The sequence below is a fragment of the Sphingosinicella terrae genome (genome assembly GCF_003347635.1).
GTDB classification, from domain to species: Bacteria; Pseudomonadota; Alphaproteobacteria; order Sphingomonadales; family Sphingomonadaceae; genus Allosphingosinicella; species Allosphingosinicella terrae.
The window spans coordinates 1-22,673 of the sequence record NZ_QDFY01000005.1; the positions used below are offsets into that span (position 1 = coordinate 1).

The 22,673-nt window shown below is 67.2% G+C and carries 22 protein-coding genes; 8 read left to right on the plus strand and 14 right to left on the minus strand.

What is annotated here, in order from left to right:
- Positions 1 to 180: 180 nt before the first annotated feature.
- From DDE10_RS11985 to DDE10_RS12020, 8 genes are all read right to left on the minus strand, one after another.
- A complete protein-coding gene (locus tag DDE10_RS11985) occupies positions 181 to 987 on the minus strand; it encodes an enoyl-CoA hydratase/isomerase family protein (RefSeq protein WP_114953027.1) in 807 nt (268 codons plus the stop codon).
- A 26-nt stretch (positions 988 to 1,013) separates the two neighbouring features.
- Positions 1,014 to 1,865, minus strand: coding sequence for a cupin domain-containing protein (locus tag DDE10_RS11990; protein WP_114953028.1), 852 nt, complete (start codon positions 1,863 to 1,865; stop codon positions 1,014 to 1,016).
- Between the two features lie 45 nt (positions 1,866 to 1,910).
- Positions 1,911 to 2,696, minus strand: a complete 786-nt coding sequence (locus DDE10_RS11995) for an SDR family NAD(P)-dependent oxidoreductase (RefSeq protein ID WP_114953029.1) — start codon at positions 2,694 to 2,696, stop codon at positions 1,911 to 1,913.
- Positions 2,693 to 3,598, minus strand: coding sequence for a VOC family protein (locus tag DDE10_RS12000; RefSeq protein ID WP_284734622.1), 906 nt, complete (start codon positions 3,596 to 3,598; stop codon positions 2,693 to 2,695). The genes DDE10_RS11995 and DDE10_RS12000 overlap by 4 nt, the downstream gene beginning before the upstream one ends.
- A 212-nt stretch (positions 3,599 to 3,810) precedes the next feature.
- Positions 3,811 to 4,245 (minus strand): hypothetical protein, encoded by a 435-nt coding sequence (locus DDE10_RS12005; protein WP_114953031.1) that lies wholly within the window; start codon positions 4,243 to 4,245, stop codon positions 3,811 to 3,813.
- Between the two features lie 10 nt (positions 4,246 to 4,255).
- Positions 4,256 to 5,950: an FAD-binding protein gene (locus DDE10_RS12010; protein ID WP_114953032.1), complete on the minus strand. Its 1,695-nt coding sequence runs from the start codon at positions 5,948 to 5,950 to the stop codon at positions 4,256 to 4,258.
- A gap of 18 nt (positions 5,951 to 5,968) precedes the next feature.
- Entirely contained in the window at positions 5,969 to 6,529 is a 561-nt protein-coding gene (locus tag DDE10_RS12015; RefSeq protein ID WP_114953033.1) for a nuclear transport factor 2 family protein, read from the minus strand.
- Entirely contained in the window at positions 6,526 to 7,611 is a 1,086-nt protein-coding gene (locus tag DDE10_RS12020) for a Rieske 2Fe-2S domain-containing protein (protein ID WP_114953034.1), read from the minus strand. The genes DDE10_RS12015 and DDE10_RS12020 overlap by 4 nt, the downstream gene beginning before the upstream one ends.
- Positions 7,612 to 7,877: 266 nt before the next feature.
- Between DDE10_RS12020 and DDE10_RS12025 the strand changes: the two genes are divergently transcribed.
- Positions 7,878 to 8,453, plus strand: coding sequence for a flavin reductase family protein (locus DDE10_RS12025; RefSeq protein WP_284734623.1), 576 nt, complete (start codon positions 7,878 to 7,880; stop codon positions 8,451 to 8,453).
- 147 nt (positions 8,454 to 8,600) lie between these two features.
- Positions 8,601 to 8,882 (plus strand): DUF6953 family protein, encoded by a 282-nt coding sequence (locus DDE10_RS12030; RefSeq protein WP_114953035.1) that lies wholly within the window; start codon positions 8,601 to 8,603, stop codon positions 8,880 to 8,882.
- 19 nt (positions 8,883 to 8,901) lie between these two features.
- Here DDE10_RS12030 and DDE10_RS12035 read toward each other — a convergent pair whose 3' ends face one another.
- Both DDE10_RS12035 and DDE10_RS12040 read right to left on the minus strand, forming a co-directional pair.
- Positions 8,902 to 9,369: a carboxymuconolactone decarboxylase family protein gene (locus DDE10_RS12035; protein ID WP_162806576.1), complete on the minus strand. Its 468-nt coding sequence runs from the start codon at positions 9,367 to 9,369 to the stop codon at positions 8,902 to 8,904.
- 219 nt (positions 9,370 to 9,588) lie between these two features.
- A complete protein-coding gene (locus tag DDE10_RS12040) occupies positions 9,589 to 10,161 on the minus strand; it encodes an NADPH-dependent FMN reductase (RefSeq protein ID WP_114953037.1) in 573 nt (190 codons plus the stop codon).
- 204 nt (positions 10,162 to 10,365) lie between these two features.
- Between DDE10_RS12040 and glf the strand changes: the two genes are divergently transcribed.
- Positions 10,366 to 12,720, plus strand: coding sequence for a UDP-galactopyranose mutase (gene glf / locus DDE10_RS12045; RefSeq protein WP_284734624.1), 2,355 nt, complete (start codon positions 10,366 to 10,368; stop codon positions 12,718 to 12,720).
- Between the two features lie 24 nt (positions 12,721 to 12,744).
- On the opposite strand, the gene DDE10_RS12050 is transcribed toward glf, so the two are convergent.
- Positions 12,745 to 14,913, minus strand: coding sequence for a family 1 glycosylhydrolase (locus tag DDE10_RS12050; protein ID WP_114953038.1), 2,169 nt, complete (start codon positions 14,911 to 14,913; stop codon positions 12,745 to 12,747).
- 247 nt (positions 14,914 to 15,160) lie between these two features.
- Between DDE10_RS12050 and galE the strand changes: the two genes are divergently transcribed.
- Positions 15,161 to 16,165 carry a UDP-glucose 4-epimerase GalE gene (gene galE, locus DDE10_RS12055; RefSeq protein WP_114953239.1) on the plus strand — a complete coding sequence of 335 codons (1,005 nt, stop codon included), beginning with the start codon at positions 15,161 to 15,163 and terminating at the stop codon, positions 16,163 to 16,165.
- Between the two features lie 3 nt (positions 16,166 to 16,168).
- Here galE and DDE10_RS12060 read toward each other — a convergent pair whose 3' ends face one another.
- Positions 16,169 to 16,624: an Lrp/AsnC family transcriptional regulator gene (locus DDE10_RS12060; protein ID WP_114953039.1), complete on the minus strand. Its 456-nt coding sequence runs from the start codon at positions 16,622 to 16,624 to the stop codon at positions 16,169 to 16,171.
- Positions 16,625 to 16,645: 21 nt separating this feature from the next.
- Between DDE10_RS12060 and DDE10_RS12065 the strand changes: the two genes are divergently transcribed.
- From DDE10_RS12065 to DDE10_RS12075, 3 genes are all read left to right on the plus strand, one after another.
- A complete protein-coding gene (locus DDE10_RS12065) occupies positions 16,646 to 18,016 on the plus strand; it encodes a D-amino acid dehydrogenase (RefSeq protein ID WP_284734625.1) in 1,371 nt (456 codons plus the stop codon).
- A 66-nt stretch (positions 18,017 to 18,082) separates the two neighbouring features.
- A complete protein-coding gene (locus DDE10_RS12070; RefSeq protein WP_114953041.1) occupies positions 18,083 to 18,856 on the plus strand; it encodes a class II aldolase/adducin family protein in 774 nt (257 codons plus the stop codon).
- Between the two features lie 19 nt (positions 18,857 to 18,875).
- Complete coding sequence (locus DDE10_RS12075) at positions 18,876 to 19,232, plus strand: VOC family protein (protein WP_114953042.1); 357 nt, start codon at positions 18,876 to 18,878, stop codon at positions 19,230 to 19,232.
- 9 nt (positions 19,233 to 19,241) lie between these two features.
- Here DDE10_RS12075 and DDE10_RS12080 read toward each other — a convergent pair whose 3' ends face one another.
- Both DDE10_RS12080 and DDE10_RS12085 read right to left on the minus strand, forming a co-directional pair.
- Complete coding sequence (locus DDE10_RS12080; RefSeq protein ID WP_114953043.1) at positions 19,242 to 20,807, minus strand: GH35 family beta-galactosidase; 1,566 nt, start codon at positions 20,805 to 20,807, stop codon at positions 19,242 to 19,244.
- Positions 20,808 to 20,882: 75 nt separating this feature from the next.
- Complete coding sequence (locus tag DDE10_RS12085; protein WP_162806577.1) at positions 20,883 to 21,956, minus strand: alpha/beta fold hydrolase; 1,074 nt, start codon at positions 21,954 to 21,956, stop codon at positions 20,883 to 20,885.
- A gap of 100 nt (positions 21,957 to 22,056) precedes the next feature.
- Here DDE10_RS12085 and DDE10_RS23465 point away from each other — a divergent pair, with 100 nt between their 5' ends.
- Positions 22,057 to 22,656: a TetR/AcrR family transcriptional regulator gene (locus DDE10_RS23465; protein WP_162806578.1), complete on the plus strand. Its 600-nt coding sequence runs from the start codon at positions 22,057 to 22,059 to the stop codon at positions 22,654 to 22,656.
- Positions 22,657 to 22,673 lie beyond the last annotated feature (17 nt).

Consider the following 22,673-nt stretch of genomic DNA (forward strand, 5'->3'; position numbering starts at 1 on the left):
GATCGGAACCCTCCTCGACCACTTCCAACCTGCCGAATGCGCGAACTACCTCGCAAACAGCGGATATGCTTCAGTCTAAGATGATCATGCTCTAGAGGGCCGCTACGCCCGTTCCTTCATCACCCAGGCGCTTCTCACGCGAACGGCAGGAGGACCGGCGCGGCTCCTGTCGCCGCCCGGTCAGCGGCCTTCGAACTTCGGGGAACGCTTTTCGAGGAAGGCGGCAGTCGCCTCGGCGTGGTCGGCGCTTGCCATCGTCACCATCTCGAGCGCGATCGAGCTGTCCAGGACGATGTCGAGCTGCGCGCGGATGCCCCGGTTGACCGACAGCTTGGTCCATTGCACGGCGAGCGGCGCCTTTGCCGCCAGCTCCTGGGCGAGCTCGAGCGCGCGAGGCAGCACGTCGTCGGCAGGGGCGACGTGGCCGGCGAGGCCCATCGCCTGAACCTCGGTGCCGCGAAGCAGCCGCGCCGTCATGAGCAGCTCTTTCGCCCGCGCGGGGCCGATCAGCAGCGGCCATATGACGGCGCCGCCATCGCCCGCGACGAGGCCGACATTGACATGGGTGTCGCCGAACTTCGCCTGCTCGGCTATGACGACGATGTCGGCAAAGAGGGCCAGCGTCGCACCCAACCCGGTGGCATGGCCGTTCACCGCGGCGATGATCGGCTGCGGCGTATCCAGGATGTTGGTGAAGAGGCGCCGGGTGGAGGCGGCGAGGCCGATCGAGTGAGTCACCGCTTTGGGCGTCCCCGCCCGCGCGGCCATCGCCTCGATGTCTCCGCCTGTCGAAAAGGCCTTTCCAGCGCCGGTAAGGACGATCGCCCGCACTTCGGCATCGTCCGCGAGCAACGGCCAGACATCCTCCAGCTCGCGATGTCCCGCCCGGTCTATCGCATTGTCCTTGTCCGGGCGGTTCAGGGTGACGGTCGCGATACCGTCGCGGCGTGCGACGCCCAGGAACTCGAACCGATCATATCTGCTCATCGCGCGTCCCGGGTCACAGCAGCGGCTCAGGCACTTGCCTCGGCGAGGTCGGCCGGCGCCGCCTGAGCGTCGGTGCTGTACTCGGCCGGAATGCAGACCTCCACCACCGTATAATCCTTGGTGAAGGCGGTGACATTATGCCGCAGTCCGGCCGGGATGAACATCGCGTCGCCTCGCTCGAGGCGGGCATGGCCGAAGCCTTCCACCCAGAGCTCCAGCCATCCGGTGAAGGGCATGAAGAACTGGTCCATGCTGTGATTGTGCCAGCCCGTGCCGCCCGGCGGCTGGTCGGCGATTCCGACGATGTGGATGTGCATGCGATTGCCGGTCGCAGCGATCGCGCCGATGTCGCGATAGGTGAAGAAGGAGCGGGGGCCGTTGCCGACGATATAGGATTCGGGCTCGTCCCGGCTGATGTGGAGTGCGTCGACCTTCGGCTCGCTGACGGCGACGCCGGTGCGGCGCATATAGTCCTCGATCAGCGCGAAGCTGCCTTCGCTGGTGAATTCCAGGGCCTCGAAATCGGGGCTGAAGGCGAACACGTTCGGATCGAGGTCGAAGGGCGGAAGCACGAGCGTGTCGCCCGTCGCGAGCTCGACCGGCTCGCCATTCGTCCGGCGCAGCTTCAGGCTCCCGGCCATGACGTGGAAATAGAGGAACTCGACATCGTCCGAGAACCAGCCACGGCGATTGCCGCCGGCGGTGGCGCGCATGTGCTGCGCGCCGAGGAGGCCGTGCGATCCGGCGTGGAGCTTGAGGTCGCGAAATTCGAGACCGGAGCGTGCGCTCCGGCGCCACACCGCCTCGGAGACGGGCGCAAAGCCGAAGGTCAGCGGAAGGGGGCCGCGCTGGGTCCACTTCTGGCTCGTCACATTCATTCTCAACAACCTTTCCTGGTGCCGCTTGTCGTCAAAGCCTGATCCTCAGGCCGAAATAGCCTCGATGTGAAGGGCGCTGGTCAGCGTCACGCCGCCGTCGACGACGAGCGCCTGTCCGGTGACATAGCCGGCGGCGGGCGAGGCGAAGAACAGCATGGCCTCGGCGATGTCGGCGGGTGCTCCGCCCCGCTTCATGGGGATGCGCGCGATCGAGCCGTTGACGAAATCGGCCATTTCGGGTGCCGACAGCTTCTCGGTGACGATGAAGCCCGGCTCGACGGCATTGACCGTGATTCCTCTCGGCGCGAGCTCCAGCGCGAGATTGCGGACGAGACCGTTCAGCCCCGCCTTGGAGGCCGAATAGTGGGCGAGGCCGACGGCATAAGCATGGTTGCCGGAGACGGACGAGGTGAAGAGGATCCTTCCGGATGACGACGCTTCGATCAGCGGCAGGGCAGCCTGAACCAGCCAGAAGCAGGCCTTGAGGTTCACCGCCATCGTCCGCTCGAGATCGTCTTCGCTCAAGTCGCCGATCTGGGCGAAGGGCCAGACGCCGGCATTGTGGACGAGAATGTCGAGCGCGCCCTCCTGGTCGCGGATCCGGTCGACGAGGGCGAAGACCGCATCGCGCTCGCCGATGTCGACGAGCTCGAGCCGGGCCTTGCCGCCGCTTTCCTCGATCTCGCGCACAGTCTGCTCGCCCGGCGGCGCGCTCAGCGTCGCGACGACGACCTCGGCGCCTTCGGCGGCGAACCGCTTCGCGATCGCCCGGCCGATTCCCTGGCCGGCGCCGGTGACGAGCGCGACCTTTCCGGCAAGCGCGCCGTTCATGCTTCGGGAGCCTGCGGCGGCGCCACGAAGCGGTGGCCCCACAGGCTTCCCCTGGTGGCTTCGAAGACGGGCTCCTGGCTCCAATCCTCGATCTGCCGACCGCCATGGCCATATTCGACGGTGAAGCCGGTCGGCGAGTACATGTAGAAGGACACCATCTGGTCGTTGATATGCTTGCCCAAGGTCACCTGGAGCGGGATCTTCATGTCCTCGGCACGATAGAGGCCGCGGCCCACGTCGTCGAACGACTTCACCTCCACCAGCACGTGGTCGGCTCCGGCCGGGTTGGGCATCTCGACGATCGCCACGCTGTGCTGGCGTGGGTTGTTGCAGTGGTAGAAGCGGATGCGGACCGGCGGCACGTCCGGCCCCATGTTGAAGTTGACCAGATCGGACAGGGCGAAGCCGAGCACCTGGGTCAGGAACTCGTCGGTCGCGTCGAAGGCGGCAGGGGCATTGAGCACGACATGGCCCATGCCGAGCGCACCGGTGACGAAGCCGGAGACGCCGATCGGCGAGATGCAGGGCTCGTGGTCGGAGATCGCGCCCCAGAACAGCTCGTGCCGGTTGCCGGCGGGATCGCTGACGCGCAGGAATTGCTGGACCTTGCGCAGCGCCACCTCCTCGGCTGAGCCGTGGCTATATTCGATGCCCCGTGCCTTGAGCTCGCTTTCGGCTTCGTCGAAGGCGGCCTTGGTCGGCAGCTCCCAGCCGGTGGCGAGATAGGCCTCGCTGCCATGGGGGACGATCGCATAGCGGAAATGGCGCTCGTCCATCTTCAGGTAGAGCGTGTCATTCTCTCCCTCGATCGGCATCAGGCCGAGCATGTCGACGCCGAAGCGCCGCCACCGGGCCATGTCGGCCGATCCGATGATCGCATAGCCCATGCCGCGAATGTCCATAATGCCTCCCGCTTCAGAGCGATTCCTCGCCGGATGGGCTCATCCAGCGACCCGGAAATCGCGACAGTCCAAGAAGCTGAAGCGCCCGACCCGATGCGATCGGATCACGCCCCAGCGCATGTCGGTTCGAGGATAAGGTCACGCAAATGCCCAAGAGCGGCCAACCCTCATTGATCGGGAGCCTTCCGAGATTTTGTCGGCCTTGCAAGCGTTCAGGAGGGAAGCAGCGCCTCGTGCGGCTCCATCTCGTCCCAGAGTGGGCCGAACAGGAAACGTAGGAACGCCTCGTCCGCGTAGAGGCGCTCGCCGCGTAGTTTCTCCTGCCCGTAGACGAGGATGGTGAGCAACTGGGTCACCCTCACGCTGCCGTCCGCCGCTCGCCACCACACGGTACTTTCCTTCTGGTGACCGGGCCGGTCGGTGCTCTCGTAATGCACGGTCGCATCGACGAAATTGTGCAGCACGTTCTCCATGAAATAGCTGTAGTAGCGTCGGACCTTGCCGGTGCCGCACAGCTTCAGGCCGACGGGAAACAGTTCGTAGATCGGATCCGCTTCGAGCGTCGCCAGCGTCCCTTCGAGATCGCCGCCCATCTCCGCCACCGAGTGTCGACGCGCCACTTCGACGAAATGCTCGATGCCGGCCATGCCCTCATCCTCAATCGTTGGCGCCGACCGCATGCTTGGCGGCCAGGAATCCGAAGGTCATCGCCGGACCGAGGGTCGATCCCGCTCCGGGGTAGGAATGGCCCATTACCGAGGCGGAGCAATTGCCGCAGGCATAGAGGCCGGCAATCGGCTCGCTTTGCTCGTTGAGCACCCGACCACTCTCGTCGGTGACGAGGCCGCCATTGGTGCCGATGTCGCCCGGATAGATGGGGAGGCCATAGAAAGGCGGCTTCTCCAGCGCCCGCAGGTTCGGGTTGGGCTGCACCTTGGGATCGCCGTAATAACGGTCATAGGCGTTGCCGCCCCTCTGGAAATCCTTGTCGTCGCCGCTGCGCGCGAAGCCGTTGAATCGCTCGATCGTCTCTTTCAGCGCCGCGGCCGACAGGCCGGCCTGACGCGCGAAATCGTCCCAGTCGCCGGCCTTGACGAGGATCGACCGCATCTCCTTGGGAATGGTGCTGTCGGGCATGCCGGGCAGCATCGGCCCCACGGGATAGGCGGCGCGATACTGGCTGTCGAAAATGAACCAGGAGGGGATGGTCGGCGCCTCGGGACGGTTCTCCGAGAGCATCTTGTGTCCGGCGACATGATAGGACAGCGCCTCGTTCATGTAGCGGCGGCCGATTTGGTTGACGATGATGCAGCCCGGCAAGGCTCGCTCGAACGCCATCATCCGGGCGCGGTCCTCACCGGGTATCTTGATCGAGGGCGACCACCAAGCGGAGTCCATGTTCATGACGGCCGCGCCCGCGGCCATGCCGGCCCGGATCGCGTCGCCGGTATTGTTCTCCTGCGCGCCGGTCCATGCCGTCGTCGCCGCCGCGTCGGGCAGATACTGACGGCGCATGTCGGTGTTGCGCTCGAAACCGCCCGCCGCCAGCAGCACGCCGCGTCGCGCGCGTATCCGGATGGTACGGCCGTCGCTCTCGGCGAGCACGCCGGAGACCTGGCCGTCGGAGCCGATCAGCTCGACGAGCTTCGTGTTGAGCCACAGCGGCACGCCCAGGCGGTCCATGGAGAGCTTCAGGCGGCCGATCAGGGCATTGCCTAGCGTCAGGCGCCGGTCGCGCTTCGAGCGGAGCCGCTGCGGGATGTCGAACAGATAGCCGGCCATGACGCGCATGAAGACCTTGGTCCAGCCTGGCGGCCGCGTCAGCAGAGGGACCGACTCGATCGTCGTCCAGCTGACCCGTCCCAGGAAGGTCGTCAGCGGGTGCGGCGGGCGCAGATGCTCGAAATCCTTGCCGAGCTCGCGGCCGTGCAGCGGATAGCATTCGTGCGAGCGGTAGCCCAGCTTCGCGCCCGGTTTCTCCTGGTGATAGTCGGTATAGGGGAGGGGGCGCATCCTCAGCTCGGAATGGGCTTCCATCCATTGGAGCATCCGCGGAGCGCCGCGGACGAACGCCCAGACCTTCGCGTCCGGTACTTCGGGATCGGTCAGCGATCGGACATAGGCGAAGGCATCCTCGGGCGAATCCTCGCGTCCTTCGGCCAGCGCATGGTGGCTGGCCGGAATCCACACGCCGCCGCCGGAGGTGGCGGAGGTCCCGCCGTAAAGGTCGCTCTTTTCGATGACGAGTGCCTCGTGGCCATGCACGGCCGCGGCGATCGCGCCGGTCATCGCGCCTGCCCCCGAGCCGACGACGAGCAGGTCGACTTCCTTGTCCCACGCATTCTCGGCCATGTTCACCTTTCCAGGAATTCAGTCGCCGAACGCGCTGCCGTCGCTGCGTCCGCTCGACAGGACCCGCGCGATTCCGTCCTCGCCGACGCGGCTCATCAGGAACGAGGTCTGTCGGAACCGCATCTCCCGAATCAGCCAGCCCTGCGCCCCGCGGACGTAGCGGTCGCGATATTCTCCGGTGAGCTGGATCGTGAGGCGCTCGGCGAAGCCCCACTGCCAGGAGGGAGGGGCCATGACGCTGAGGAAGAACTGGTCCCACAGGCCTTCGGCCTCGTTCTCGCCGGTCAGGGTGATGCGCGGATTCTGCCCCGAATGCATGTTGAAGGCGCCGGGCGCCGCGCCGGCCCGGCGTACGAAGTCGATGAACGCTTCCGGCCCGTCGACCTTCGGCACCCCCTCCATGTCGATCGAGGCGTCGTCGGCGAAGCAGGCGCGGACCGCCTCCAGCTGACGGCGGTCGAGGCTCGTCCAATAATGCGACTTCAACTGGCGAATGGCCTCAATGTCCTCGAGCTTCCTCAGCCGACGCTCGAGCGCCTCCAGCCTTTCCGTCTCCGTGCCTGGCGGGGACTTCCTCACGCCGGAACGGCCGTTCGGGCTGCTTCAGGCGCCGGCGGCATCCCGCGTACCGGATGGATCCCCTCGACTCGGGCGAGAATCGCCTCGGCCTCCGATCGCGGCCGGTAGAACTGGCTGTACCAGATGCGCGCCTTTCCGAAAGGGCCGTCCGTCGGAAGTTGGAGCACGTTGAAGCAGGGCGCCTTGTTGGTCCAGATGTCGAAATCCTGCGCGAAGGCGAGCCGACTGGTCTCCTGATAGGCGCGGGCCGCAGCGACGTCCTCCTCCGTCGGAGAATCGCTCGGCGATTTGACCAGCAGGGCGTGCCAGGCCTTCACCACGCCGTCGTCGACGGGGGTATGGGCAATGAACATCATTGCCTCGAAAAGGCCCGTCACCCGCGACATGAGCACACCGGGGCCGGTATACCAGGTGCCGGTTTCCAGCATGGCGTTGTTCGTTACGAGGGTTCTATGGCCGCCGCCCTGCCGCTGCACGGCAACATGGGCGCGAAACTCGTTCTCGTAATATTCGACCGTAGAGCCGTGGACAGGTCCCAGATGCGTGAGATCGGCGATATTGTCGACGATCTCCTGCGGATGGCATTTCATCACGCCCAGACGATCGAAGGTCCAGCGGACGTAGGACGGATCATCCCATTGCGGCAGCGCGGGAAGGTCGTAGTCGGGCTCCCTCTCCTCGGGATCGTGCCACGTGAAGATGGCGCCGTAGCGCTCCTCCGCCCGGTAGGTCTTGATGCGGGCGGCGGCCGGAATGCGCCCGTCGAAATAGGGGATCTCGTTGCAGATTCCGTCCGGTCCGAAGCGCCACGCATGATAGGGGCAGCGGATATTGTCGCCCTCGATATGAGATCCGTCATGGACGACATAGGAGGAGCTGTTCGCGGCGAGATGCGTCTTCATGTGCGGGCAATAGGCATCCATCAGTACGACTCGCCCGCTCTCGCCTCGATAGAGGACGAGATCCTTGCCGAAGAAGCGCAGCGCCAGCGGCTTGCCCTCCAGCTCGTCGCTGTCGGCGATCATGAACCAGCCGCGGGGGTAGGTGAACGGCCCGATCTTGTATTCAGCGGTGGTTGCCATGTTCGCTCGCCCCTCGCCGGTCCGGCCGACCCGTCCGGATGGACGCGGGCGCTCGGAGACCGTTCGTCATCTCTCCTTCGGGCACCGCATCTGGCGCGCGATGGCCGCCGCCCGATCCTAGGCGATCGAGGCTGGGGCGCTAATCGCCTAGAGATTGGCGGCGATCCGACAAAATCTCGGCGCATCTCCCGGCTGCGACCAATTTGCAGTGGCGGGGAGAAGGTTGATCGGTCGCCGGCGCAGGCGCGGGCCGGCAGGAAAGAAGGATGCCGATCACGACGTCGGACGACATGTCCCATCACGAAGGCCGTCCGGCCGTACTCGACCCGCAGCTGTTTCGCCGGGTCTTGGGCCATTTCTGCAGCGGCATAGCCATCATAACCGCGCGCGACGGCGAGATGCCGATCGGCTTCACCTGCCAGAGCGTGTTCAGCCTTTCGGTCAATCCGCCGCTCGTGGCCTTCTCCCCGTCCCGTACGTCGAGCACCTATCGCCAAATCCGCGAGGCGGGAGCCTTCTGCATCAACGTGCTGGCGGAGGAGCAGCAGGAGTTGAGCGCGCGCTTCGCCTGCATCGCCGATGACCGGTGGTCGAATGTGGATTGGCGGGAAGGGCCGCTCGGAAGTCCGATGATCGCCAACTCGCTCGCCTGGATCAGCTGCCGGCTCCAGGCTGAGCATGAGGCGGGAGATCACTACCTCGTCGTCGGTGAGGTCGTCGACCTCGCGGCCTCGGACGGCAATCCGCTGCTCTACTTCAAGGGTTCCTACAAGGGGCTGGGTTCGCCGTCAGAGTCGGCGTGGCGCTGCGACAGGAGCCTTCGGCGGCAGCAGGGATCGTAGACGTCATGGGCTCGCGCAGATCTGTGGCCTTTCCGACGTCGCGTCGGCGGTGAGCTGAGGAGGCAGCGGATGAGCCGCTTGAATTGACATCGCTCGTCCCGGCGCCCGCTGGAGCGGAAATCAACGAAAGGATGGCGTGTGGAACCGATGGATGCGGCACTGTGGATGCGTGAACAGATACTGGAGAAGAGCAAATTGCGTCAGCGCGACGCTGCCGAGTTTCTCCTCCAGTTCGAGGATCGGCGGCTGGCATATGTGAACGACACCGATAGCCCCTGTGTGGGGCGCCATGTGCTGAAGCGCTTCAGGCGCAGCTTTCCCGATCTCGGCTACGATCGGCGGACAAAGAGCTGGCGCTTGCGGGCCGACCAGATCGTGCCCCCGACGTCTGACGGGGTACGCCCGTCGGGAAGTCGGGCCGCCGTCTAGGCCGATCCGCCGCCCTCCCTCAGCCTTTGTCTGCCAGCACCATGTCCCGATCGGCCTCTCCCGCGCGCGCCGGCCCGTGCGGGCACGCCGCCTCGTGGATCGCCAGCAGCGCGATGCCGAGAAGCAGCTGTTCCTCGGCCGAATAGTGGCGCGAAACCTCGCGCACCGCCGCCTCGATGGCGCCCGCATCGTCGCCGCGATGCACGGCCTCCGACCACGCGAGCACGGCCCGCTCCTTGCCGCTGAAGAGACGCGCGTCCCGCCAGTCCGGGAGCCTCTCGATCCGCATCTCGTCCACGCCTGATTGCCGGGCGGCTGCGCCGTGCGTCCGCCGACAGGCGGCGCAGCCGCCGAGCGCGGCGGCCTGGACGCGCACGAGCGCGAGAAGCGAGGCATCGAGCCCGTGGCCAGTGATTCGTGAGGAGATCTCGATGACCGGCTCGAGCAGCTCAGTCGGTCGCGGCGGGCGCTCTGATCGAATTTCCATGTCTCGTCCTCTGACCGGTGGCTTGCCTGGAAGATTGGCGGCGCCCCGCCGGCCATCCTCCATCCGGGGCAGGAGCAAGCGGTCGGAACGTATAGCGAACGGATCGACTATGGCCAATCCCCTTGAATGACGTCCCGACCGGTTTCGACCCGCATCGGGGCCGGCGCGGAAATAGGTGAAATCGTGCCGTCCCTCCCGGCGCGAAGCGGGTTGTCGCGATCATTCCTCGCGCGGGAGCGCCGTCAGGACGTGCTCGATGAAGATGTGGAACTCGGCCATGAAGTGGCGCAGGAATTCCTCGGTCGAGGCGTTCGTCACCTCGCCCTCCTCCGTGATCAGTCCCGGCTTGAACTGAATATAGGCTTCGGGCGCATTCATCTGGGGCGCATTGAGGAAGCCGAGCACGCTCCTCAGGCTCTGCTGCGCGACGGCGGTGCCGATCGCGCCGGGGGAAGCGCCGATCACCGCCGTCGGCTTTCGCGCGAAGGCATTGGTGCCATAGGGCCGGCTCGCCCAGTCGATCGCGTTCTTGAGCGCGCCGGGGATGGACCGGTTATATTCCGGCGTGATGAACAGGATCGCGTCCGACGACTTGATCGCCGCCTTGAACGCGCGCGCCACCTCCGGATAATCCTCGTCATAGTCCCAGCTGTAGAGCGGCAGGTCGCGAAACGGGATCTCGGTGAAGGCGAGAGCCTGCGGCGCCAGCCGGATCAGGGCCTTGGAGAGGGTGCGGTTGATCGAGCGGGTTGCGAGGCTGCCGATGAGGTAGCCGACCTGGTATTTCGTCATGGGAGCGGTCCTTTCGGAGCAGGCACGGCGCTAGCGGACAACTGTCGCCGCGGCGCGGAGTTGCAGCGCGCCTTCCCGGACGCGCTCCACCGCATGGGTGGCGAGGACGCTAACCTGCATCAAGATCAAAGTGCGGCTCCCTGACGGAACTGGCGAGTGATTGCTACGTTGACGAAATAGTTCCGTTTTTTCAGGGATTTCCACTTGGACACTGTCAGCAACGGCGCCGCCATGGCGGTCGCCCCGGCCCGTATGCGTTCCCGCCTTCCTGACACCCTGATCTGCTTTTCGCATCTGCGATGGGATTTCGTCTTCCAGCGGCCGCAGCATCTGATGAGCCGCTTCGCCCGATCGTGCAGGGTGATCTTCTGGGAAGAGCCCGAGCGCGCGCCGGACGGTGCCGCGCCTGCCCTCCGGACCCGCCGATGCCCGGACAGCGGCGTCACCGTCGTCACCCCTTGCCTGCCTGATGGGCTGGGCGAGGCCGAGCAGGAGATCGCCCTTAAGACGCTTCTCGATGATTTCCTCGCCGATCGTCCGGGCTCGCTTCTGCTTTGGTATTATACGCCGATGATGCTGCCCTTCTCGCGGCACGTCACGGCCGACTGCACGGTCTATGACTGCATGGACGAGCTTGCCAATTTCCGGTTCGCGCCGCCGCGCCTGCTGACGCTCGAGCAGGAGCTGATCGACGCGGCCGACCTCGTTTTCACCGGCGGGTACAGCCTCTACGAGGCGAAGCGCGATCGCCACGACCGCGTCCATCCCTTCCCCTCCAGCGTCGACCGCGGGCATTTCGCGCAGGCACGCGCGCCGCTGCCGGAGCCCGAAGACCAGTCTGTCCTGCCGGGGCCGCGTCTGGGCTTCTTCGGAGTCGTCGACGAGCGGATGGATGTCGATCTCCTCGCGGCCGTCGCCGATGCCCATCCGGACTGGTCGATCGTCGTCGTCGGCCCGGTGGTGAAGATCGATCCGGCGGACTTGCCGGTGCGGCCGAACCTCCATTTTCTCGGCGGCAAGACCTATGGCGAACTGCCCGCTTACCTGGCGGGATGGGACGTCGCGCTGATGCCGTTCGCGATCAACGAGGCGACCCGCTTCATCTCCCCGACCAAGACTCCGGAATATCTGGCCGGGGGCCGTCCGGTCGTGTCGACGCCGATCAGGGACGTGGTCCGCCACTATGACGATCTCGAAGCGGTGTTCATCGCCGAAGGCGCCGCGGACTTCGTGCGCGCCTGCGAGGCGGCGCTCGAATTGGTCCGGGGCGGGGACGATTGGCTCGCCCCCGTCGACGAGAAGCTGTCGACCTTGAGCTGGGACATCACCCAGGCGCGCATGGCCGAGCTCGTCGCCGGCATCGCCTCGCTGGGCCCTGCCGCGCCCGCCTTGTTCGCCGGCCGCCGCAAGCGCTACGACTATCTCGTGGTCGGCGCCGGCTTTGCCGGATCGGTGGTCGCGGAGCGGCTGGCGAGCCAGCACGGTGCCTCCGTCCTGATCATCGACAAGCGTCCGCATATCGGCGGCAACGCTTATGACCGGCTCGATTCCGCCGGCCTGCTCATCCATCAATATGGACCGCACATCTTCCACACCAATTCGGACGAGATCGTCGACTATCTGTCGCAATTCACCGCCTGGCGGCCCTACGAGCATCGCGTCCTGGCCCAGGTCCGCGGCCAATTGGTGCCGATCCCGATCAACCGGACGACGCTGAACAGGCTGTTCGGGCTCGATCTTTCGAGCGACGAACAGGCGGCGGCCTATCTCGCCAGCCGCGCCGAGCCGGTCGGGGAGATCCGCACCTCCGAGGACGTCGTGGTCTCGGCCGTCGGCCGCGAGCTCTACGAGCTGTTCTTCCAGGGCTATACGCGCAAGCAATGGGGGATCGACCCGAGCGGCCTCGACAAGGCGGTGACTGCCCGTATCCCGACCCGCACCGATACCGACGACCGCTATTTCGCCGATCGCCACCAGATCATGCCGCGCGACGGCTACACCGCGATGTTCGAGCGCATGCTCGACCAGCCGACCATCGACGTGCAGCTTTCTACCGGCTTCGACGAGCTACGCGACGAGATCGTGGCCGGGCACATCGTCTATACCGGCCCGGTCGACGAATATTTCGGCTACCGCTTCGGCCGGCTGCCTTATCGCAGCCTTCGCTTCGAGCACCGGATCGTCGATCGCGAGAATTTCCAGCCCGTCGCCGTCGTCAATTATCCGGATCCGCAAGTCACTTATACCCGGATCACCGAGTACAAGCACCTCACCGGCCAGGCGCATCCCCGGACGAGCCTCACCTACGAATATCCGACGGATGAGGGCGATCCTTATTATCCGATCCCCCGTGCCGAGAACCAGGCGCTCTACAAACGCTACGAGGCGCTTGCCGACGCGGCCCGGGACGTCACGTTCGTCGGCCGGCTCGCCACCTATCGATACTATAATATGGACCAAGTCGTCGGTCAGGCGCTTTCCGCCTTCCGCCGGCTCGATCGGCACCGCGGGATATCTTCCGTCCCGGTCGAGAACGGAACGGCGATCGCCGCCGAGTAGTACGGCTCCGGCCTCCCGGCAGCCTCAGGCCGGGGCCGGCGTCGTTCTGGCGGGCGCGGCGTTCATCTCGTCGAGACAGGCGGCCAGCGCCTGCTCCAGCGGCCGCAGGCTTGCGCCGCGAACGCTCACCAGGGCGGTGCTGCGCGGCTGCGGTTCCGGATTTTCGACCACCAGCCGCGGATCGAGGCCGCTCGCCTCCGTCACGCGCCGGGCGAAGCCGTGCCAGCTCACCGAACCGAGATTGGCGAGATGGCGAATGCCGGTCTCACCGTCGATGAGCAGGTCCAGCACCGCGTGGCAGAGGTCGGGAACGAAGGTCGGCGAGACGTGAGTGAGCGGGCAGGCGCCCACCCGCTCGCCCCTTCGTGCCGCGTCGATCACGTTGTGAACGAAATTGTACCGGTCCCAGGGGCCGAAGAAGGCGGCCGTGCGGACGATCAACGCGCGCTCATTGGCCTCTGATACCCCGCGCTCTGCGATCGCCTTGCTCTCGCCGTAGACGCAGGCCGGGCTGACCGGATCCTCCTCCTCATAAGGCCGTCCCTGCTTGCCGTCGAAGACCAGATCGGACGAGAAGGCGACGATGGGAATCCCGGCGCGGTCGCATGCTTCGGCCAGATTGACGGCGCCGCGCGCATTCCACGCGAGGCAGGTGTCGCGTTCGCGCGCGGCATCCGCGACCCGGACGAAGCCCGCGCCATTGATCACCGCCCAGGGGCGATAACGCTCCAGCGCACGGGCGATCGCATCCGGGTCGCAGATGTCGATCTCGTCGCGTCGGGTGAGGACCGCCGCAAGGCCGCGCGCTCGACAGACCCTGCCGAAGGCGGCGCCCAGCGTTCCGCTCGCCCCGGTGACGAGGATCGGCCGTCCGGCGGGCCGCGTGTCGGAGCGGCCTCGTTCCCAGGCATGGAAGCGGGAAGGTCGGCGCCACCAGCCGTCGCCGTCGAGGATCGGGTGATCGAATGGCTCGCCGCGCGCATAATGCGCAGCCGCCTGCGCGATGGCGGTCGGTCGCGGCGCTGGGCCGCGAATGTCGAAGGCGCCCGGATCGTAGCAGCCCTGACGCTGGGTCAGCAGCGAGCGCCAGTCGACATTCCCGAACAGCGACCAGAGCGTGACGGCCCTGATGTCGACGCCTTCTGCCCGGAGGTCTCGGGCGGATCGCCAGGCTTCCGCGACCCAGCGCAGCTGTTCGTCGCGGGTGCAGCCATGATGCACCTCCGTGAGCGCGATCGGCCGCCGGTAGCGCCGCCAGGCCTCGCGCAGGCGAGGGACGAACCCGGTGCGACCCGCAAGCCGCCTCACCCGCACGGCCTCGACGTCGACATAGGCATCGCGGCCGTTCCCGCCGGCCGGCTCGCCCGGATAGAGATGGAGGCGATCGTCGAGGAAACGCTCGCTGGTCAGATAATGGTTGAGACCGACAATGTCGGGGCTGCCGCCGCCCTGCTCGAGCCGTTCCAGTTCGGCGGCGGCGATCCCGGCGCCGGTGAGGAACGGGTGCATCGGGTGACTTGGGCCGACCCGCCCGGACAGCAGGTCGAGGCTGAGCCAGCGGCGGTGATTTTCATGCCTGGCCTGGCCCTGCAGAGGGCGGGTCGCGAAGGTTTTGCCGAGATCCTCTGTCTGCACCAGCCGCGCCCGCGGCACGCAGGCGCGGATCGCCGACATGGCCGCATCCACCGCCAGGCACTGGTTGACAAGGGCGCGCAGGAACGCACCGAGGTCTCGGGCATGGGGGTACCAGTGGCCGTAGAGCGCGGAGAAGCGGGCGGTGGTCAGCGGTTCGTTGACCGGGGTCCACATCTCGATCCACGGATAGCGCTCGGCCACTCTTGCGGCGAAGTCGCCCAGTTTCCGTGGGAAGTCCGGATCGAGCAGGCTCGTTCCGGCGGGCCCGGAGCCGTGATGGACCAGCCCGGCAACGGGGCGGATGCCGAGTTCGCGCAACCGGTCCAGACGCATGTCGGTCCAGGCGAAGTCGCACCGGTCCGTGCCCTCCGGCGCGATCGACTCCCAGAGGATCGGGAAACGCAGGGTCCGGATGCCGAGGCCGGCGATGAGGTCGAGATCGGCCGCTCGCCCGCGATGACCGGTTTCCGCGGCCTGGTCGCGCCAATGGTCGCCGATGCGAACGATCGTGCATTCGGCGCCCCCCCACAGCTCGAGATCTTCGGCCTTATCCGCCATCGGCTCGTCCTGCGGTCTGAATGGGGCGTGGCCGACAGGCCGGGCGGAAGCAAGCCATTCGTGCCAGGGGCGATCCGCGCCTAAACTGGATCAGCACGAATCCGACTGCGCACGCGAGGATGGCCGCGCTGATTTGTGGCGCTATGAAGCGACGCCCGCCATCGATGGCGGCGGGCTGGTCAGGATGGAGAATGGGAATGGCGGACGGGATTTGCGCGAGGGCCGGCGAGACGCGCGGGGGCAGGCGATGAGCGGCGAGCCCCGTCTTCCCGTTCTGGTCACCGGCGGTGCCGGCTATATCGGCAGCCATGCGGTGCTCGCCCTGCTCGACGCCGGCTGGCCGGTGGTGGTGATCGACAATCTCTGCACCGGCTTCGAATGGGCCGTGCCCGAGGGCGCGATCTTCGTCCGCGGCGACGTCGCCGACACCGAGCTCGTCGGCGACCTGATCCGGCGCCATCGGATCGGCGCGATCATGCATTTCGCCGGATCGGTGGTGGTGCCGGAATCGGTGGCCGACCCGCTGAAATATTATGACAACAACACCGCCCGCACGCGCACCCTGATCGAGAGCGCGGTGCGCGGCGGCGTCCCTCATTTCATCTTCTCGTCGACCGCGGCCACCTATGGCATTCCGGAAGCCGTGCCGGTGGCGGAGACGGCGCCGACAGAGCCGATCAATCCCTATGGCTGGTCCAAGCTGATGATCGAGCGGATGCTCCGCGACGTCTCCGCCGCCCATCCGATGAATCACTGCGCGCTTCGCTACTTCAACGTCGCCGGGGCCGATCCGAAGGGGCGATCGGGCCAGTCGACGGCGGGCGCGACCCACCTCATCAAGGTCGCGGTCGAGGCGGCCACCGGCAAGCGGGCCCATATCGACGTCTATGGCACCGACTATCCGACACCCGACGGAACCGGGGTGCGCGACTATATCCACGTCACCGATCTCGCCCTCGCCCATGTACTCGCGCTGGAGCATCTGATCGCGCAGCCGCAGGCCAGCCACCTGATGAATTGTGGCTACGGCCGCGGCTTTTCCGTCCTCGAGGTGCTCGACGCCGTCGATCGTATCACCAACCAGCCGATCGATCGGCGGATGCAGTCCCGCCGGCCCGGCGATCCCCCCGCGCTCGTCGCCGACAATGCCCGCATCCGCGCGACCCTCGACTGGAAGCCGCATTTTGCCGATCTCGACACGATCGTGGCCGACGCGCTGGCTTGGGAGCGGCGCCTCGCCGAGAGAGATTGAGGATCAGCCGCCGGCCGAGCTGCGCATCGCAAAGGAGGAGGTGATGCGGGCCACGCCCGGAAGGCGGCTCAGCACTTCCTTGTGGAAGGACTCATAGGCGCGCATGTCCGGCGTCTGCACGCGCAGGATATAGTCATATTGCCCCGCCATCAGGTGCCATTCGCGCACGTCCGGATGCTGGCGTAGCGCCTTCTCGAAGCGGGCGAGATATTCTTCGGTCTGCCGCTCCAGGGTCACGTGGACGATGGCCGTGACGCCATCGCCCGCGCCGGGGCCGGCGATGATCGCGGTATAGCCCTGGATGATGCCGCTTCGCTCGAGCGTTCTCAGCCGGCGAAGACAGGCCGATGGCGACAGCCCGACCTTTGCGGCGAGCGCCTGATTGGTGATCCGTCCGTCGAGGCGCAGTGCCGACAGGATCCTGCGATCGACACTGTCCAGAATCTCGGTCTGCGGCATATTCTCTCGTCTCTCGGCTGAATGTGCGAAAACAGGCTCGATAATCGAATATCATGGCACAGTTGTGCCGCCAATTCGACGATCCTTCCGCTATCAGCGGAGGATCGCCGCTGCGAGGCGCTCTGGGATCAGGACATGAAGGTCATCATACTCGGCGCCGGAGTGATCGGCGTCACCTCGGCTTGGTATCTGGCGGAGGCCGGTCACGAGGTGACGGTGATCGAGCGCCAGCCCGGACCCGGGCTCGAGACCAGCTTCGCCAATGCGGGCGAGATCTCGCCCGGCTACGCGTCGCCCTGGGCCGGTCCGGGGATCCCCGCGAAGGCGATCAAGTGGCTGCTGATGAAGCACCCGCCGCTGATCCTGCGTCCCGCGCTCGACATGGCGATGGTCCGCTGGGTGCTGGCGATGCTGCGCAACTGCACCGCCGGGCGTTACGCGCTGAACAAGGGGCGGATGGTCGAGATTGCCGAATATAGCCGCGACGCGCTCGACGATCTGCGCGGCCGGCTCGCGCTCGACTTCGATCATCGTGCGAAGGGGACGCTCCAGCTCTTCCGCACCGAACGGCAGGTCGAGGCGAGCGCCAAGGATATCGAGGTCCTTCGCCAATACGGGGTCTCCTATGAGCAGCTCGACCAGGACGGCTGTATCCGGGCCGAGCCGGGGCTCGCTTTCTCCCGCGATCGCTTCCGCGGCGGCCTGCGCCTGCCCGGCGACCAGACCGGCGACTGTCGGATGTTCACCGAGCAGCTGGCGCGCCATGCCGCCCAGGCAGGCGTCGACTTCCGGTACGGCGTCACCGCGTCGCGGCTGGTGGCGGAGGGCGGCCGCCTCTCCGCCGTCGAGACCGATGCCGGCCGGATGGCGGGCGACGCCTTCGTCGTCGCGCTCGGCAGCCATTCGCCCGCCTTGGTCCGGCCGCATGGCGTCAGGCTGCCCGTCTATCCGGTGAAGGGCTATTCGATCACGGTGCCGATCGTCGATGCCTCACGGGCGCCGGAATCGACCCTGCTCGACGAGACCTACAAGATCGCCATCACCCGGCTCGGCCATCGCATCCGCGTCGGCGGCATGGCCGAGCTATCGGGCTACAACAACGAATTGCCGCCGGGCCGGCGCGACACTTTGTCTCATTGCGTCGAGGATCTCTTCCCCGGCGCCGGAGACGTCTCGGCCGCCGATTACTGGTCGGGTCTCAGGCCGATGACTCCGGACGGTCCCCCTGTCCTCGGCCGGGCCGGGCTGCCCAATCTCTATCTCAACACCGGCCACGGCACGCTGGGTTGGACGATGGCCTGCGGCTCGGGCCGGGTGATCGCGGATCTGGTCTCCGGCAAGACGCCGCCGGTCGACCCCTCTGGCCTGTCCATCGCCCGCTACCGCGGCTGACCGGCGCCGCGCCTCAACTGGACCGGTGCCGGGCGCTTTTCTATAAGCGACTCGAGAGGAGCCGCCATGTCCGTCCATCAGCTTCCCATTCGCTCGGTCCGCGACCAGGTCAGCGCCGAGGAATGGCAGACCCGCGTCGATCTCGCCGCCGCCTATCGCCTGTTCGCGGTCCACGGCTGGGACGATCTCATCTTCACCCACATCACCGCTCGCGTGCCTGGCGAGGATGATCGCTTCCTGATCAATCCCTATGGCATGCTGTTCGAGGAGATAACTGCCTCGAGCCTGGTCAAGGTCGATCGCGCCGGCGCGGTGGTGCTCGACAACGGCTATCCGGTGAATCCGGCCGGCTTCGTCATTCACAGCTGCATCCACGAGGCGCGCCACGAAATGGGCTGCGTGATGCACGCCCATACGCCCGCGTCGATCGCCGTCTCCGCGCAAAGGGACGGCCTGCTGCCTTTGTCCCAGCAATCAACCTTCGTCCTCCAGTCGCTCGCCTATCACGGCTATGAGGGGCTGGCGGTGGACGAGGACGAGAAGCAGCGGCTGGTCGCCGATCTCGGCGATCGGGTCTTCATGCTGCTGCGCAATCACGGCATGCTCACCGTCGGGCGCAGCGTCGCCGACGCCTTCCTGTCGATGTACGTGCTCGAATCGTCATGCCGCATCCAGCTCGCCGCGCAATCCGCGGGCGTCGAGCTCCATCGGATACCGGACGAGATCCTGACCGGGGTCGAGTCGCGCCAGCAGGTGGTGATGCTCGGCATGGGCGGCGCGCTGGCCTGGCCCGCCTTGATCCGCAAGCTCGACCGTATCGATCCCGGTTTTCGGGACTGAAGTCGACAGGGCCGCGGCGATGTTTCGCGGGATCGCCGTCGTCTCCATCCCGGTGCCGGACCTCGAGGCCGCGCGTCGCTTCTATGGCGAGACGCTCGGGCTGGGAACGCCCGTCTATGACCTGCCCGAGGCCGGTTGGATCGAGTTCGCCAGCGGTGGGCGCGGCGGCAACGTCTCGGTGACGACCGAGGGCTGGGAAGGACCGCGCGGCGGAGCGACGATCGTCTTCGACGTCGCCGACTGCGCCGCTGCGGTCGAGGGGCTGCGGGCGCGCGGCGTCCGCTGCGACGATCCGCAGACCTTTCCCGGCTATGTGACCTTCGCCAGCTTCTACGATCCGTTCGGCAACCGATTGCAGATGTGCAGCCCGGCCTGAACCCCCGCCTCAGCGGTAGCGATAGAGGCGCACACGCTGGAGGCCGAAGCGGCCCGGCGGCAGGCGCAAGTGCCGTCCCTGATGGCTTTCGTCGCCGTTGAGGAGCCGCCCGGGGATCCAGCTACCATCCGCATAGCGACCTTCCCAGATGCTCTCGATCCCGGCCCGATCCGCGCCCACGGCGGCGGCGAAGGTCAGGGTGACGCCGCTCCCGGCGACGAGAAACTCGTCCGGTCCGAGCTGGATCGCGAGTGCGCCATGCTCGGCGATCCGCTGCTGCTCGCGCGGTGTCCAGGGGTCGACGAAGCGCGCCGTCAGCCGCCACCGCCCCATCGTCACCGACTGGTCGGCCTCGTCGAGCGCGCCGTCGAAGGCGCGCGGCGGCCGCAAGCCCGTCATCGTGCCGCGGCCCTGATGGGACAGGATGAGCGGCGACAGCGCGCGCAGCCCGGCATAGGCCTCGGCCAGGCTCGCCAGCTCGGCCTCGGTCGGACTGTCGATCGAGAAGGGGCTGAAGCCGATCGCGTTTAAGGCGCCGATCGCGAACAGGGCGTCGGCCGGCGCCTCGCCGGCGCCGGCGCGGCCGGCCTCGGGAATGAAGAGCGGCTGGCCGGCCTCGCGGTAGCGGCGGGTCCATTCGACGAAATTGGGGTAATAGATGTCCGGCGCCAGGAAATCGATCGAGGGAGCGCCGGCGCGCCAGATCGCCGCCAGATGGGGCAGCGGGCCGCCGCTCGGATACTCGCCCGGCCGCCGCCCCGGCCGCGGCAAGGCGGCATTGGCGAACATCGGCAGTGCATGCTCGGCCTTGCCCGCCGCGGCGACGCGCTCGACGTAGCGGGCGAAATGCCAGGCGGTGAAGCTCTCCTCCGCCGCTTCCCCGAACTGGCTGTGCCAGCTGCCGCGGCGCTGTCCGGACGGGACGAGCGCCGCCGGCACCGGCTCGGCGAAGGCGGCTTCGGCGAGCGGATGATGATCGCGGGCATCGGGGATCATGCCGACCTCATTCTCGACCTGGACCATGACGACCGTGCGCTGGGAGTCGCTGCGCGCCAGATGGCGCATCAAGGCGGCGAAGGCGCGCGCGTCCGCCTCGGCATTGGCTTCGGCGAAGGGCGAGAGCATCTCCATCGCCGTGCCGTCGGCGGCTCGGGCACGGGGAAAGCGGGTGAAATCGTTTTTCACCCAGGCTGGGACATAGCTGGACTGGCTGTTCTTCCAGCTGCCGAACCAGAGCAGGACGAGCCGGAGGTCGTGGCGGCGCGCCTCGCGCAACATTCCGTCTACCAGGCTGAAGTCGAACCGCCCTTCCTCCGGCTCGATCAGCTCCCAGCTCACCGGCGCCAGCACGGTATTGAGGTTCAGCGCGCGCAGGCGCGGCCAGATCGGCGCCATATAGTCGAGGCTCGAGGCGCTCGAATTGGCGAGCTCGCCGCCCAGGATCAGGAAAGGTTCGCCGTCGACGATCAGCTGCCGCGCAACGCCCTGCTCGCGCAGGTGCGGAAGCGGGGCCTGGGCCGCAGCCGGAGCGCTCGCGAGCAGCAGCAGGAAGATGAATGCCGCAATTCCGCGCATGCCCGCTTTTCGCCCCCAGCCTCGCTTCGTCCATCAAGCCGCCGATCCGGCGCGAGCGCAAGCCCAGGCAGCGCTTCAGGAGACGGGGTGTGCCAGGACCGGCCGGACGTAACGGTTCAGCAGCGCCAGGATTTGCTCGGGAAAGACGAACAGATTGTGTCCCGCGGCGGGGACGATCTCGAAATGCTTGGTGGGTGCCTCGATCCAGTCGAGCCAGTCGCGGGCCAGCGAGACCGGCGCGTTGAGGTCGTTCTCCCCCTGGATGACGAGGACCGGCATTGCGAATCGTCGGCCTTGGTCGCGCGCCTCCCAGTCCCAGGTCTCGGCGAAGGTGGCGCGCTGCGTCTCCAGGAACACGTTCCAGGCGTCGTAAGGCGGCAGGTCGCGGGCGATGTAGCGGGCCTCCGGCGAGGGCGGCTGGCTGAGGAGGGCGCCCTGTGCCGCGCTTGCGGCCGCCTCCTCCTCGCTCGGCGGCAGGCTCGGCGGGTTCGTATAGCGCTGCCGCACGAGGAAGTCCTCGAAGCGGGCATAAGGCGGCGGCCCGGCCCGCTCGAGCGCCGCCACTGCCTCCGCGTCGCCGCGCGCCCGGGCCGCTTCGAGCCCCAGCTCATAGCCGGTCCGCGCCCCTTCAGGCCCGCTTACCGCCTGGGCGACGCCGACATAGGCGGAGAAGAGGTCCGGCCGCCGGCGCGCCATCGTCACGCCAAGCATCGATCCCCAGGAGGTGCCGAGCAGCACGATCTTGTCGGTGCCGAGATGCGCGCGCGCCCACTCGGCCACGGCGAGGCCGTCGGCGACGTAGCGATCGACGGTGAGCGGTCCGGGATCGCGGCCTAGATTGCGTGCATGGGTGGCGCCGCCGCCCGGCTGGTCCCACTGGACGATCGTGTAATCCCGCTCCCAGTCGGCCAGGGCCGGCGCGAGGAAGCTCATCGGGAAGCCGGGCCCGCCATGAAGGATGAGGAGCACCGGGTTGGCGCGGTCGCGGCCGCGGACGGTGATCCATTGCTCCATGCCATTGATGGGGACGAAGAGGCCCTCGTCGATCGCGCCCATCGCATTTCCTCCCTGAGCCGCCGCCCCTGTTGCCAAAGCGAGTGCGGCCGCGAAAGCCAGCGTTCCGAAGTCCCGCCGCGAAAGCGCTTGCATCTTCCTCTCCCCCCTTGCCATCGGTCGGACGGCACCCGCCGCACGAAACATTCTTATGGTACGTACTAACGGTATGTCAATTGGACGAGCCAGGGCCGGCATGAGCGAGCGGCGCGCGCGGACGCGCGCCAAGCTGCTCGACGCAACTCTGGCGGCGATGGCGGAAGGCGGGCTGCACGGCGTGTCGCTCGACGCCGTCGCCCGGCGGGCGGGGGTCACCAAGGGCGCCATCTACGACAATTTCGAAAGCAAGGACGCGATGATCGTTGCCGCGCTCGCCTCGCTGCCCGAGGTGGCGCTGGCGCCGATCCGATGGCCCCGGGGACGGGAAGGGACGGTGGGCGAGCGGATGCGGCGGCTCGCGGAGGCGGTGATCGAGGCCACCGATCCAGGCGCGAAGCGGGCGCTCGGCGCGGCCGAGTTCAGCCTCTACGCGCTCACCCACGAGGATCTGCGCAGCCGCCTCGTCGAGCTCGAGGCGATGGGGCCGACCCGCGCTCGCGAGCATCTGCTCGACCTGTTCGCGCCGGACGAGCTGCCGATGCCGGTCGAGGCTTTCGTCCTGCTCCTGCAGGCGCTGGTGCCCGGCCTTGCCCAATATCGCGCCATCGCCCCGCGTCCGCCCGAGCCGGAGACGATCCGCGCGATGTTCGAGGCCATGACAGGCAAGGGATCCCGTCTCCCGGGAGGGGAAGCGTAGGGAGGGGCCCGCTCCAC